This window comes from Pseudomonas sp. AM14(2022), assembly GCF_036346455.1.
Classification (GTDB): domain Bacteria; phylum Pseudomonadota; class Gammaproteobacteria; order Pseudomonadales; family Pseudomonadaceae; genus Aquipseudomonas; species Aquipseudomonas putida_A.
Genome location: NZ_JAOTNY010000005.1, coordinates 152,467 through 165,609, shown reverse-complemented (window position 1 = coordinate 165,609; position 13,143 = coordinate 152,467). Strand labels below are relative to the sequence as shown.

At 61.2% G+C, this 13,143-nt stretch carries 13 protein-coding genes; 8 read left to right on the top strand and 5 right to left on the bottom strand.

All coding sequences use genetic code 11. From position 1 onward, the window contains the following. The first annotated feature begins 11 nt into the window (after positions 1-11). Genes rfbC through V3W27_RS12645 form a run of 4 tightly spaced genes read left to right on the top strand, consistent with a single transcriptional unit; the run spans position 12 to position 4,242 of the window. On the top strand, positions 12-557 hold the full coding sequence (gene rfbC, locus V3W27_RS12660; protein WP_247268382.1) for a dTDP-4-dehydrorhamnose 3,5-epimerase: 546 nt from the start codon (positions 12-14) through the stop codon (positions 555-557). 42 nt (positions 558-599) lie between these two features. Next, on the top strand, positions 600-2,408 hold the full coding sequence (locus V3W27_RS12655; RefSeq protein ID WP_330206730.1) for a sensor histidine kinase: 1,809 nt from the start codon (positions 600-602) through the stop codon (positions 2,406-2,408). Continuing rightward, positions 2,405-3,790 carry a sigma-54-dependent transcriptional regulator gene (locus V3W27_RS12650; protein ID WP_103368290.1) on the top strand — a complete coding sequence of 462 codons (1,386 nt, stop codon included), beginning with the start codon at positions 2,405-2,407 and terminating at the stop codon, positions 3,788-3,790. The genes V3W27_RS12655 and V3W27_RS12650 overlap by 4 nt, the downstream gene beginning before the upstream one ends. Next, complete coding sequence (locus tag V3W27_RS12645) at positions 3,787-4,242, top strand: YiiD C-terminal domain-containing protein (RefSeq protein ID WP_330206729.1); 456 nt, start codon at positions 3,787-3,789, stop codon at positions 4,240-4,242. The genes V3W27_RS12650 and V3W27_RS12645 overlap by 4 nt, the downstream gene beginning before the upstream one ends. A gap of 146 nt (positions 4,243-4,388) precedes the next feature. On the opposite strand, the gene cysQ is transcribed toward V3W27_RS12645, so the two are convergent. Continuing rightward, on the bottom strand, positions 4,389-5,222 hold the full coding sequence (gene cysQ / locus V3W27_RS12640) for a 3'(2'),5'-bisphosphate nucleotidase CysQ (RefSeq protein ID WP_330206814.1): 834 nt from the start codon (positions 5,220-5,222) through the stop codon (positions 4,389-4,391). A 5-nt stretch (positions 5,223-5,227) separates the two neighbouring features. After that, a complete protein-coding gene (gene nudE, locus V3W27_RS12635; RefSeq protein ID WP_047600934.1) occupies positions 5,228-5,794 on the bottom strand; it encodes an ADP compounds hydrolase NudE in 567 nt (188 codons plus the stop codon). Between the two features lie 88 nt (positions 5,795-5,882). On the opposite strand from nudE, the gene yrfG reads away from it, so the two are divergent. Then, on the top strand, positions 5,883-6,545 hold the full coding sequence (yrfG, locus tag V3W27_RS12630) for a GMP/IMP nucleotidase (protein ID WP_330206728.1): 663 nt from the start codon (positions 5,883-5,885) through the stop codon (positions 6,543-6,545). 94 nt (positions 6,546-6,639) lie between these two features. On the opposite strand, the gene lysM is transcribed toward yrfG, so the two are convergent. Then, positions 6,640-7,080, bottom strand: a complete 441-nt coding sequence (gene lysM / locus V3W27_RS12625; protein WP_027611221.1) for a peptidoglycan-binding protein LysM — start codon at positions 7,078-7,080, stop codon at positions 6,640-6,642. Positions 7,081-7,268: 188 nt separating this feature from the next. Here lysM and fdhD point away from each other — a divergent pair, with 188 nt between their 5' ends. From fdhD to V3W27_RS12610, 3 genes are all read left to right on the top strand, one after another. Further along, positions 7,269-8,108, top strand: coding sequence for a formate dehydrogenase accessory sulfurtransferase FdhD (fdhD, locus tag V3W27_RS12620; protein ID WP_330206727.1), 840 nt, complete (start codon positions 7,269-7,271; stop codon positions 8,106-8,108). Then, positions 8,105-10,453 (top strand): FdhF/YdeP family oxidoreductase, encoded by a 2,349-nt coding sequence (locus tag V3W27_RS12615; protein WP_330206726.1) that lies wholly within the window; start codon positions 8,105-8,107, stop codon positions 10,451-10,453. Before fdhD ends, V3W27_RS12615 begins: the two co-directional genes overlap by 4 nt. Positions 10,454-10,781: 328 nt before the next feature. Next, on the top strand, positions 10,782-11,261 hold the full coding sequence (locus V3W27_RS12610) for a glycine zipper domain-containing protein (RefSeq protein WP_027611218.1): 480 nt from the start codon (positions 10,782-10,784) through the stop codon (positions 11,259-11,261). Between the two features lie 64 nt (positions 11,262-11,325). Here V3W27_RS12610 and V3W27_RS12605 read toward each other — a convergent pair whose 3' ends face one another. Both V3W27_RS12605 and V3W27_RS12600 read right to left on the bottom strand, forming a co-directional pair. Further along, the gene (locus V3W27_RS12605; protein WP_103368287.1) at positions 11,326-11,757 is read right to left on the bottom strand and encodes an acyl-CoA thioesterase; all 432 of its coding nucleotides are present in this window, start codon (positions 11,755-11,757) and stop codon (positions 11,326-11,328) included. A gap of 31 nt (positions 11,758-11,788) precedes the next feature. After that, positions 11,789-13,012, bottom strand: a complete 1,224-nt coding sequence (locus V3W27_RS12600; protein WP_330206725.1) for a 3-hydroxyacyl-CoA dehydrogenase — start codon at positions 13,010-13,012, stop codon at positions 11,789-11,791. Between the last annotated feature and the right edge of the window lie 131 nt (positions 13,013-13,143).

The following is a 13,143-nucleotide window of genomic DNA, read 5'->3' as shown; positions in this document are numbered from 1 at the left end:
GGAAACCCCTCATGAATGTAATCACCACCGATCTGCCCGGTGTTCTGATCATCGAACCCAAGGTATTTGGTGACGAGCGCGGCTTCTTCTACGAGAGTTTCAACGCCAAGGCATTCCAGGATGCAACCGGTCTGGACACTCAATTCGTTCAGGACAACCATTCGCGCTCGCAGAAAGGCGTGCTGCGCGGCCTGCATTACCAGCTGCAAAATACCCAGGGCAAACTGGTTCGGGTGACCGCCGGTGAAGTGCTTGATGTAGCCGTGGATATCCGTCGCAGTTCGCCAAATTTCGGCAAATGGACGGCTGTACATCTCTCCGCCGAAAACTACCGTCAACTGTGGATCCCGAAAGGTTTCGCCCATGGTTTCGTAGTGCTGAGCGAGTTCGCCGAATTCCTCTACAAGACCACCGACTACTACGATCCATCGTCGGAACGATGCATTCGCTGGGACGACCCTGCTCTGGGCATTGACTGGCAACTTGACGAAGCGCCGAAGCTGTCGGCCAAGGATCAGGTCGGCGCGCTGCTCAAGGACGCTGACGTCTTCGCCTGAGCCTAGGCATAATGCGCCTGTCACCACAGGCGCATCCGGCTCATGAAACCATCTCTCCCCCGCAGACCCCGCTGGCGCAGCCTCGCCCTGCTGGCGCTGTGCCTGGCGCCGCTGCTGTGGCCGCTGGAGCATCTGGCCGAGCGCTATTACCGCAGTGAACTGGCCGGACAAAACCGCCAGACCCTCGACCTCTACGTCGCCAACCTGCTGGGCACCCTGCACCGTTATGAAGTGTTGCCGCAGATCCTCGGCGACCTGCCGGCCCTGCGCGCCGTGCTCGGCGCACCGGACGACGGCGTCACCCAGGGCAATGCCAACCGCCTGCTGAAAAACATTGCCGCACAGACTGGCGCCGAAGTCATGTACCTGATGGACACCAGCGGCCAGACTCTCGCGGCGTCGAACTGGGACAAACATGACAGCTTTGTCGGGCGCAATTTCGCTTTCCGTCCGTATTTCAGCGAAGCGATGGCCGGACGTCTGGGGCGTTTCTTCGGCCTCGGTACCACTTCGGCCAAACGCGGTTATTTCTTCGCCGCGGCAGTGCGCAACGGCGAAAAAATCATCGGCGTGCTAGTGATCAAAGTCGACCTCGATCACACCGAAAGCCTGTGGGGCAAAACCCCGGAACAACTGCTGGTGACCGACCACAACGGCGTGGTGATTCTCACCTCGCGCCCTGAATGGCGCTTTCGTTCAACCCGCATTTTGAGCGACACCGAGCGCTCGGCAATCACCGCCATCCTGCCTTATCCGACCCGCGAGCCACGTCCGCTGAACCTCAGCGACAGCGCCTGGCTGACCCAAACCGTCGATATCGCCGAAACCGGCTGGAGCGTCAGTATCCTCGCTCCGCGCACGCTGATCGACCGTCCGGTGCGCACCGTGGTGGCGATCGGCGGCGCCACGCTGTTGGTGGTGATGCTGTTGCTGGGGCTGATGATGCAGCGCCGTCGGCATTATCTGGAACGCATCGCCTTTGAAGCCAAGGCCCGTCGTGAACTGGAAGGTCGGGTGGCCGAGCGGACCAGCGATCTGGAAGGCCTCAACCGCCGACTCAAGCAGGAAGTGCTGGAGCGCGAACAGGCCCAGCAGGAACTGGTGCGCGCTCAGGACGATCTGGTCCAGGCCGGCAAACTCTCGGCGCTGGGCACGATGTCGGCGAGTATCAGCCACGAGCTCAACCAGCCGCTGGCGGCGATCCGCAGCTATGCGGAAAACGCCGAAGTACTGCTCGATCATCAACGCACCGACGATGCTCGCGGCAACCTCAAACTGATCAGCGAGCTGACCGGGCGCATGGCCTCGATCATCGCCCACCTGCGTGCCTTCGCCCGCCGCGACCGCCATGCCCCGGAAAGCGTGGCCCTGCAACCGGCGCTGGACGATGCGCTGGCATTGCTGGCCAAACGGCGCCGCAGCATGGAAGTCGAACTGATCCGCGACCTGCCCGCCGCCACGCTGTGGGTCGAGGCCGGGGAAACCCGTTTGCGTCAGGTGCTCGGCAATCTGCTGGCCAACGCCCTCGATGCGCTGACCGAAAAAGGCCCGCCGCGCAAACTGTGGCTGAGTGCCGAATCCACGGCCGAGGGCGTCAATCTGTACATTCGCGACAACGGCCCGGGCTTTTGCATGGAAGCCCTCGGCCGCGCCAGCGAGCCCTTCTACACCACCAAGACCCGCACTCAGGGCCTTGGCCTGGGGCTGGCCATCTGTGAAACCCTGATGCGCGCCTTCGGCGGTGAACTGTCGTTCGCCAACCACAAGCAAGGTGGCGCCTTGATCACCCTGCGGCTGCGCGCCGGTGCGCCCGGGGTCAGCCTGCAACCGTCCGAGGATCGAAGTGCATGACCATCGACAATCGCATTCAGGTGGTGTTGATCGACGACGATCCGCACCTGCGTCAGGCCCTCGGCCAGACCCTGGACCTGGCCGGGCTGAAAATCCTTCCGCTGTCCGAAGCCAAAGGTCTGGCCGGGCAACTGGAGCGTGACTGGCCCGGCGTGGTGGTCAGCGACATCCGCATGCCGGGCATGGACGGCCTGGAGCTATTAAGCGAATTGCACGCTCAGGATCCGGAGCTGCCGGTGCTGCTGATCACCGGCCACGGCGACGTGCCGTTGGCGGTGCAGGCGATGCGTGCCGGCGCCTATGACTTTCTGGAAAAACCGTTCGCCAGCGACGCGCTGCTCGACAGCGTGCGCCGCGCCTTGGCCCTGCGCCGGCTGGTACTGGACAACCGCAGCTTGCGTCTGGCCCTGAGCGATCGCAACGAACTGAGCGCGCGACTGGTCGGCCACTCGGCGCCGATGCTGCGCCTGCGCGAGCAGATCGGCGCGCTGGCGGCGACCAAGGCCGACGTGCTGATCCTCGGTGAAACCGGCGCCGGTAAAGAGGTCGTGGCCCGTGCGCTGCACGATTTGTCGAGCCGGCGCAACGGCCCGTTCGTGGCGATCAACGCCGGGGCACTGGCCGAATCGGTGGTCGAAAGCGAGCTGTTCGGGCATGAGCCGGGCGCGTTCACCGGCGCGCAGAAACGCCGGATCGGCAAGTTCGAATTCGCCAACGGCGGCACGCTGTTCCTCGATGAAATCGAAAGCATGAGCATGGACGTGCAGGTAAAACTGCTGCGCATGCTGCAAGAGCGCGTGGTCGAACGTCTGGGCGGCAATCAGTTGATCCCGCTGGACATCCGCGTCATCGCCGCGACCAAGGAAGACCTGCGTCAGGCTGCCGATCAAGGGCGTTTTCGCGCCGACTTGTACTATCGATTGAACGTTGCACCGCTGCGCATTCCGCCACTGCGCGAACGCGGCGAGGACGCGCTGGTGCTGTTCCAGCATTACGCCGATGAAGCCAGCGCCCGCCACGGTTTGCCACCTCACGAACTGCAACCGGCGCAACGCGCATTGCTGCTGCGCCACACCTGGCCGGGCAATGTGCGCGAACTGCAGAACGCCGCCGAGCGGTTCGCCCTCGGTCTGGAACTGGCGCTGGATAACAGTGGAAGCGAAAGCGGCGGCACCAGCGTGGAAGTCATCAGTGGCGGCCTGAGCGAGCAAGTGGAAAACTTCGAGAAGTCGTTGATTGCCGCCGAGCTGGCGCGCTCGCACAGTTCGGTGCGCAGCCTCGCCGAAGCCCTGGGTATTCCGCGCAAGACCCTGCACGACAAACTGCGCAAGCACGGCTTGAATTTCGCCGACAGTAACGCCCATGGAGACGAAGCCGAATGAGCCGCGACAGTCACTATCTGGAATCGGTGCTGCATCACGACATTCCCCTGACCCGCGAGATGGGCCTCAAGGTCCTCGCCTGGCACGAGCAGCAGTTGAGTTTGCACTTGCCGCTGGAGCCGAACGTCAATCACAAAAGCACCATGTTCGGCGGCAGTCTCTACTGCGGCGCGGTGCTGGCGGGTTGGGGCTGGCTGCATCTGCGCCTGAAAGAAGAAGGCATCGAAGACGGGCACATCGTGATTCAGGAAGGCCAGATCAGCTATCCGCTGCCCGTGACCGGTGATGCCACGGCGATTTGTCCGCCACCGGAAGCGGCGGTCTGGAAGAAGTTTCTGGCGATGTATCAGCGTTATGGGCGCGCACGATTGACGCTCAACACGCGGATCGTCAACGCCGGCAGCGATGAGGATGCAGTGAGGTTCAGCGGCCAGTACGTTCTGCACCGCTGAGTCTTCGTGATGCAGCGATCATTTGTGGCGAGGGGATTTATCCCCGATCGACTGCGCAGCAGTCGCAATTCATGTCGTACGTAGAGTGGGGCCGCTACGCGGCCCATCGGGGATAAATCCCCTCACTACAATGCGATGTGCAGGACTCAGGAGCGAGCCAGCTCCAACAGTCTTGAACGCCACGCCGCCTTCGCCGGCAACGCCAGAAAGAACTCATTGAGCAGCGATTCCCGCGCCGGATAACAGAACGCTTCGCCCTGCAGATCCAACACTTCGCCGCCAGCACCTTCGAGCACGCCCTGCGCCGCCGCGGTGTCCCACTGCGAAGTTGGCGCCAATCGCGGATAACAATCCGCCGCCCCTTCAGCCAATAGACAAAACTTCAACGAACTGCCGATGTTTGCCAGTTGCAACTCGCCCAGGCTGGCGCTCAGACCGGCAAGCAGCCGCTCTTGCTCCGGACTCGAGTGCCGACGGCTCGCCACCACGGTGAACGCTTCACCGGGCGCGAGCACCTCACGCACCTCAATCGCCACCGGCGAACCACCTTTGTCCCCACGCCACGCGCCGAGACCGGCTCCGCCGACATAGAACCGGCCATTGGTCGGCATCGACACCACGCCAAACACCACCCGACCGTTTTCGATCAGGGCGATGTTGACGGTGAATTCTTCACTGCCGCTGATGAACTCCTTGGTGCCATCCAGCGGATCCACCAGCCACCAGCGCTGCCACCCGGCGCGCACGCTCTGCGGGATGTTGGCGTCTTCCTCGGACAGAATCGGAATACTGGAGTCCAGTGCGGTCAACCCGGCGACGATGACATGGTGCGCGGCCATGTCCGCTGCGGTCACCGGTGAATCATCGGACTTGGCGGTGACCTCCACGCCAGAGCGCCAGAACGGCAGGATCGCCTCGCCAGCCTGCAACGCCAGCTCAACCACCGGCGCCATCAACGGATGGGGAAAACTCATCGACATCTCACTCATGACTGAAAGAACCCGCGCTGCGTCAGCAGATCACGCGCCAGATACAGCGCCGCCAGGGCGCGGCCTTCGGTAAATTGCGGGTTCTGCGCCAGCGCCGCCAGTTCACGCAGGTTGACCTTGTCGACGCGCATCGGCTCCGGCTCGTCGCCCTCCAGACGCTCCTCGTACAAATCGGTGGCCAACACTACCTGGATCTTCTGGCTCATGTAACCGGGCGACAGCGACAACTCGGTCAGATGTTCCAGCTGGCGCGCGCCGAAACCGGCCTCTTCCTTGAGTTCGCGCTCGGCCGCTGCCAGTACATCCTCGCCCGGCTCGATCAGGCCTTTGGGCAGGGACAGTTCGTATTCGTCGGTGCCGCCGCAGTATTCCTCGACCAGCACCGCGTGTTCGCTGTCGAGCATCGCCACAATCATCACCGCGCCATAACCCGCGCCTTTGCCGACCAGACGCTCGTAAGTGCGTTCCACGCCATTGGAAAAACGCAGCTTCAGTTCTTCGACGCAAAACAGACGACTGGTGGCGACAATCTCGCGGGCGAGTACAGTGGGTTTCTGGCGCATGCAAAGCTCCTTGGCGTGAACGCGCTACTATAACGCGGCTTTCCCGATTGTTTGTGTCGGATATCTTTCTACCGCTCGAGACGTTGCCATGCCTTCTTTACCGTGGTCTGACATCGATACCGTCCTGCTGGACATGGACGGTACGTTGCTGGATCTGCACTTCGACAACCATTTCTGGCTGGAACACCTGCCGCAACGCTACGCCGAACTGCACGGGGTGAGCCGGGCCATGGCCGATATGGAATTGCAGCCGCTGTTCGAGCGCCATGCAGGGCAACTGCAGTGGTACTGCCTGGATTTCTGGAGCACCGAACTGAAACTCTCGGTGCGTGAACTGAAACTGGAAACCGCGCACCTGATCGCGCTGCGCCCGGATGCCGACACCTTTCTGCAGGCGATCAAAAAAGCCGGCAAACGGGTGATCATGATCACCAACGCCCACCGCGATTCACTGTCGTTGAAACTGGAACGGATCGAGCTGGCGCCGTATTTCGAACGGCTGATCAGTTCCCACGATTACGGTTATCCCAAGGAGAACCCGCAGTTCTGGGATGCCTTGCAGGCGGATATCGATTTTGACCCGGCGCGCAGTCTTTTCATCGACGATACGTTGCCGATTCTGCGTAGTGCGCGGGAATTTGGTGTGACGCATTTGTTGGCGGTGAAAGAGCCGGATAGCCGCAAGGGGCCGAAGGACACGGCTGAGTTTGCTGCAGTTGAAGACTACCGCGATTTGATTCGGGGACTCTGATTTCCTGTAAGAGCTGCCGAAGGCTGCGATCTTTGATTTTAAGAAGCAAGATCAACAGATCGCAGCCTTCGGCAGCTCCTACAGGAGTTGTGAGTTATTCCGGGATACGCAGGGTCTGGCCCGGGTAGATTTTGTTTACATCTTTGAGCATTGGTTTGTTGGCCTCAAAGATCTTGTTGTACTGATTGGCGTTGCCATACACCGCGAGGGAAATCGCACTGAGGGTGTCGCCTTTTTTCACCACGACAAAACGTGCGGCAGCCACAACCGGCCCGGTCACGGTGATCTGATCATCAACACTGCCCACGCCTTCGATGTTACCCACCGCCAGCAGAATTTTTTCCTTCTCCTCCTGACTTGCAACTTCACCGGTGACCGTCACCTTGTCACCGTCCACGGTTGCCTGAACATTCGGGTTGCCCAACCCGACCTTGCTGATATGTTCCTTCAACTGTTCGCTGGCATTGGCATTACCCGGGGTCAGCAGGTCGATCAGCTTTTCACCGGCCTCTTTCACAAAGCTCAACAGACTCATAGCGCACACTCCTTGATTGGGATTCCAGACGTCCAAGCCTAGACCACACCAGACCAACCCGGTTCCGGGCCGACCAATGACCCGGCAGCCGCTTGATCGACGCCATCTATCAATAGATCGACAGTACCGATTAGACGCGACAAGTTGCCGCGCCTAGTCTTAGCGTTGATCAATCCGTCGGTGATGCCATGAACGCCAAGCGCCCAACTTGCGCGGCGCCTGCAATCGAAACACCCGCGCCCGCCGCCAGCCAGACCTACAGCTACAGCGATCTGCCCCTCGTGGAATCGGCCAGCACCGCGCTTGCCGAGGAAGTCGCGTTGGCGATTGCCTACAACGGCATCAGTCAGGCGGTGATGCTGGTGACGCCGACCGATCTGGAAGACTTCATCGTCGGTTTCAGCCTTGGCAGCGGCATCATCGAAGACGCCAGCGACATTTATGACCTGCAACTGACCGGCGCGGGCTCGGCGCAATACGCGCAGGTGACCATCGCCAACCGCGCGTTCTGGAACCTCAAGCAACAGCGCCGACAACTGGCCGGCACCAGCGGTTGCGGGCTGTGTGGCGTCGAGGCGGTGGAACAGGCCTTGCCTGACCTCAAAGTGTTGCCCGGCGCACCGTTACCGCCCGCTGCCTGGCTCGACGGCCTGCGCCAGCGCATCGGCGCGTTCCAGCCGCTCGGTCAGCACTGCGGCGCGGTACACGCGGCGGTGTTCATGAACGCCAGCGGTGAATTGCTGCTGGGCCGTGAAGACATCGGCCGGCACAACGCCCTCGACAAACTGATTGGCGGACTGATCCGCCAGAAGATTTCCACCGAAGGCGGCCTGGCGATTGTCACCAGCCGTTGCAGTCTCGAATTGATCCAGAAAGTTTTACGCGCCGGCATCCAGACTCTGGTCAGCCTGTCCGCGCCCACGGGCCTTGCCGTGCAATGGGCCCGTCGCCACAACCTCAATCTCATCCACCTGCCGCAGAAGAATGCGCCGCGGGTCTACAGCCCAGCGATGGAGAATCAAGCGTGAGCCAACATCATCAAGCCGACCAGAAACCTGTCCCGCGCTACAAACCTTACAAAGGTGCAGCCGGCGGCTGGGGTGCGCTGATCAGCGTGGCCCAAGCCTGGTTGACCAGCGACAACGCGTTGAAAAACCTGCGAATGATGCTCAAGACCAACCAGAACGGCGGCTTCGACTGCCCGGGCTGCGCTTGGGGCGATTCGCCGGAAAGCGGCATGGTCAAGTTCTGCGAAAACGGCGCCAAAGCGGTGAACTGGGAAGCGACCAAGCGTCGGGTGGACGGCAAGTTCTTCGCCAAACACAGCGTGACCTCGTTGCTGGAGCAAAGCGACTACTGGCTTGAATACCAGGGCCGCCTGACCGAGCCGATGGTCTACGACGCCGAGACCGACCGCTACAAACCCATCGCCTGGGACGATGCCTTTGCAATGATCGGCAAACACCTGCAAGCGCTGTCGAGTCCGGATCAAGCCGAGTTCTACACCTCCGGTCGTGCCAGCAACGAAGCGACGTACCTGTATCAGCTGTTCGTGCGCGCCTACGGCACCAACAACTTCCCCGACTGCTCGAACATGTGCCACGAGGCCAGCGGTGTGGCGTTGGCGCAAAGCGTTGGCGTCGGCAAAGGCACCGTAACCTTCGACGACTTTGAACACGCCGACGCGATATTCGTCTGGGGCCAGAACCCCGGCACCAACCATCCGCGGATGCTTGAACCACTGCGTGAAGCGGTGAAGCGCGGCGCGCAAGTGGTGTGTATCAACCCGCTGAAAGAGCGTGGCCTGGAACGTTTCCAGCACCCGCAGCACCCGATCGAAATGCTCACCAACGGCGACAAGCCGACCAACACCGCGTACTTCCGTCCAGCACTGGGCGGCGACATGGCGGTGCTGCGCGGCATGGCCAAGTTCCTCTTGCAGTGGGAGCGCGATGCGCAGAAGGCCGGCACGCCGGCAGTGTTCGATCATGACTTCCTCAATGCGCACAGCGCCAACGTGCTGGAGTATCTCGGCGTGGTCGATGACACGCCGTGGGAGCAGATCGTCGCGCAGTCCGGCCTGTCTCTGGTGGAGATCGAGCAAGCGGCGCGCATGTACGCCAAAGGCAAGAACGTCATCATGTGCTGGGCGATGGGTATCACTCAGCATCGCCATTCGGTGCCGACCATCCAGGAAATCGCCAACCTGATGTTGCTGCGCGGCAACGTCGGCAAACCCGGCGCCGGCCTGTGTCCAGTGCGCGGTCACAGCAACGTGCAGGGCGACCGCACCATGGGTATCAACGAGCGTCCGCCAGTGGCGTTCCTCGATTCTCTTGAGCGGCGTTTCCAGTTCAAGGTGCCGCGTGACAACGGGCACAACGTGGTCGAAGCGATCCACGCGATGGCCGAGGGCCGCGCCAAGGTCTTCATCGGTCTGGGCGGCAACTTCGCCCAGGCCACACCGGACAGCCCGCGTACCTTCGCGGCGCTGAGCAATTGCGACCTGACTGTGCAGATCAGCACCAAGCTCAACCGCAGCCATCTGGCCCATGGTAAGGACGCACTGATCCTGCCGTGCCTGGGTCGAACCGACATCGATATCCAGGCCGAAGGCCCGCAAGCGGTCACCGTGGAAGACTCGTTCAGCATGGTTCACGCGTCCAACGGCCAGTTGCAGCCGCTGTCGAACCAGATGCGCTCGGAACCGGCGATCATCGCCGGCATCGCCGCCGCCACGCTGGGCAGCAAACCGGTGGACTGGAACTGGCTGGTGGCCGATTACCGGCGCATCCGCGACCTGATCGCCGATACCATTCCGGGCTTCAAGGACTTCAACGAGAAGGTCAAGAACCCGGGCGGTTTCTACCTCGGCAACAGTGCCGGTGCACGCAAGTGGAACACCCCGTCGGGCCGGGCCAATTTCCGCGCGAACATGCTGCCCAAGGATCTGGTGCACGAGCGTACCCGCGCCACCGGGCAACTGCCGGATCTGATCCTGCAATCGATGCGCTCCCACGACCAGTACAACACCACGATCTATGGCCTCGACGACCGCTATCGTGGGGTCAAGGGTCAGCGCGATGTGCTGTTCGCCAACGAGGCCGACATCATTCGTCTGGGCTTCCGCCCGGGGCAGAAGGCCGACATCGTGTCGATCTGGGACGATGGCCGTGAGCGTCGGGTGAAGGGCTTTACCTTGCTGGCGTTTGATATTCCGGCGGGTCAGGCAGCGGCTTACTACCCGGAAGTGAATCCGCTGGTGCCGCTGGAAAGCACCGGGGATGGCAGCCATACGCCGACATCGAAGTTCATTGCTATCCGGCTGGAGGCGGCGAGTGAGACTGGGTTGATCATGGCCAAATCTGCGTAAAGCGTTGCCTGGACTGACCCCTTCGCGAGCAAGCCCGCTCCCACATTGGAATGCATTTCAAATGTGGGAGCGGGCTTGCTCGCGAAAGCGGTGGCACATTCAACAAAACTCTTTGTACCCTGCACCCTTCCAACGCCCACAAAAAGGCCGCTTTTTCACAAAAGCGGCCTGTCCGAAGTAGCTAAAGACCGGCGAAAATCGCTTAAGTTCCGCATACAAAACAGTAACTTGCATAATTGTATACAAGTCGTGTTATTCGTCGGATTTCGATTGTCAGCCTTGTTACACAGCCTCAGGATCGGCGCCGTCATCCCTTTGAGGCTCCTCTATGAAGTTCTCCTCGATTCTCTTGTTGTCCCTTGGCCTGGTCAGTGGCTTCGCTTCTGCCGGAGGCACCACCGAAGCAGGTGTGGGCGGCGCATTGGGCGGGGTTCTTGGCTCGGTCGTCGGTCAGTCTTTAGGCGGCAGCACAGGTTCAACCATTGGCGCAGCCCTTGGCGGCGCGGGTGGTAGCGCGGTCGGCGCCAACAAACACAGCCGTGGCGAAGCGGCCATTGGCGGTGCGTTGGGCGCAGCCGGCGGTAACGTGGTCGGCCGCAGCATGGGCGGCACCACCGGCAGCCTGATCGGCGCCGCAGCAGGTGGCGGCGCCGGTGGCGCGCTGGGCAACTACATGGGTAACCAGAGCAATGACGAGGGTCGTCATTACGATCGCGGCCGTGACGACCGTCGCTACTATCGCGACCGTCACCCTGGCCGTGGCCACGCTTATGGCCACCGCAAGCATCACCGCTACTATCGCGACTAATCCGTTGCGTTAAGCGCGAAAGCAAAAATCGCAGCCCAAGGGCTGCGATTTTTTTTGCTCTGGTTCAAACCACCAGACGCTCCAGCGCGTCACGCAATCTGCCTGGAATCGGCACCGGCTGATTGCTCGCCCGATCCACGAACACATGGACAAAACGCCCCGCTGCACACGCCTCGCTTTCACCGACCTTGAACACCGCCAGTTCGTATTGCACTGAACTGTTACCCAGCTTGCCGACCCGCAGACCGATCTCGATCAGGTCCGGGAAAGCGATCGAGGCGAAATAATCGCAAGATGAACTCACGACAAAACCCACTACCTCGCCGTCGTGGATATCCAGGCCACCGACCTGAATCAGGTAAGTGTTCACGGCAGTATCGAAAAAGCTGTAGTAGGTGACGTTGTTGATGTGGCCATAAGCATCGTTGTCGTGCCAGCGGGTGGTGATCGGCTGGAAATGCGGGTAATCGGCGCGTTGCGCCATGGTGCTGGACATCGGTATCGACTCCTTGAGTTATCTGTCCAGTCTAAAGGTAAAAACCTTTGCCTCGCGCCGCCAGCTCGCCAATCAGTGGGGCCGGCCGCCATTGATCGCCCTGTCGCGTCTCCAGCGCCAGCAAGCGCTTGTGAATGTCCGCCAGCCCCTGATCGTCCGCCCAGGCCATCGGGCCGCCTCTGTCCGCCGGGAAGCCGTAGCCATTGAGGTACACCTGATCGATGTCATGCGCCGATTCGGCAATGCCTTCCTGCAGAATTTTCGCGCCCTCGTTAACCAGCGCCAGAAGACACCGCTCGAGGATTTCCTCGGACCCAATCTCCCGGCGCTGAAAGCCGAGGCCTTCGCTGACGCTCAATATCAGCGCATCCACCTCAGGATCATGCTCGGCCTGACGACTGCCCGGCTCATAGTGGTAATAACCATTGCCGGATTTCTGCCCGAAGCGGCCCATCTCGCACAAGCGGTTGTCGACCTGAACCTCCGGCGCATCCTGCCCCTTGCCGGCCAATTCGCGCGCGCGCCATTCCAGATCGATGCCCACGACGTCATACATGCGGAACGGCCCCATGGCGAAACCGAAGCCCTGCAAAACCGTATCGACCTGCTGTGGATAAGCTCCCTCGAGCAGCATCTTGCGCGCCTCCAGCACATACGGATGCAGCATGCGATTGCCGATAAAGCCGTGGCAGTTGCCCGCCACCACACTGACCTTGCCCATGCGTTTGCCCAGCGTCAGCGCCGCTTCCAGTGCGGCTGGCGACGTCTGCGCCCCGCGAACGATTTCCAGCAGTTTCATGATGTGCGCGGGGCTGAAGAAATGCAGGCCGAGCACTTGCGATGGACGTTTTGTTGCAGCGGCAATCGCATCAATATCCAGTGCCGAGGTGTTGCTCGCCAACAACGCCTCAGGCTTGAGCAGGCCATCCAGTTCGCGAAAGATCTTCTGCTTGAGCGCGAGGTTTTCGTACACCGCTTCGATCACCAGATCGACTTTACGGATTGCCGGGTAATCCGCCGCCGCGCTGATCCGGGCAAGACGTGCATCCGCTTCGACCTGATCGATCCGGCCCTGGCGCACGTTGTGTGCATAAGTCTGCGCCACGGTGCCCAGCGCCTGTTCGAGCATCTGTGGATTGTTATCGACCCACTGCACGGCGATGCCGGCATTGGCCAGGCACATGACAATACCGCGGCCCATGGTGCCCGCGCCGATCACGGCAGCTTGCTGAATATCGATGGATGTCTGGCTCATGTTGTTCTCTTGTTGACGATCCGAAGACAGCCTTCACCATAGTCAGGCACTGGGCGTTTTTGAAGTTTATTACCGTGATGAGCGACATTCAGCGCATGGATACAGGCCGCCATGGCATCACACGCTCCCAC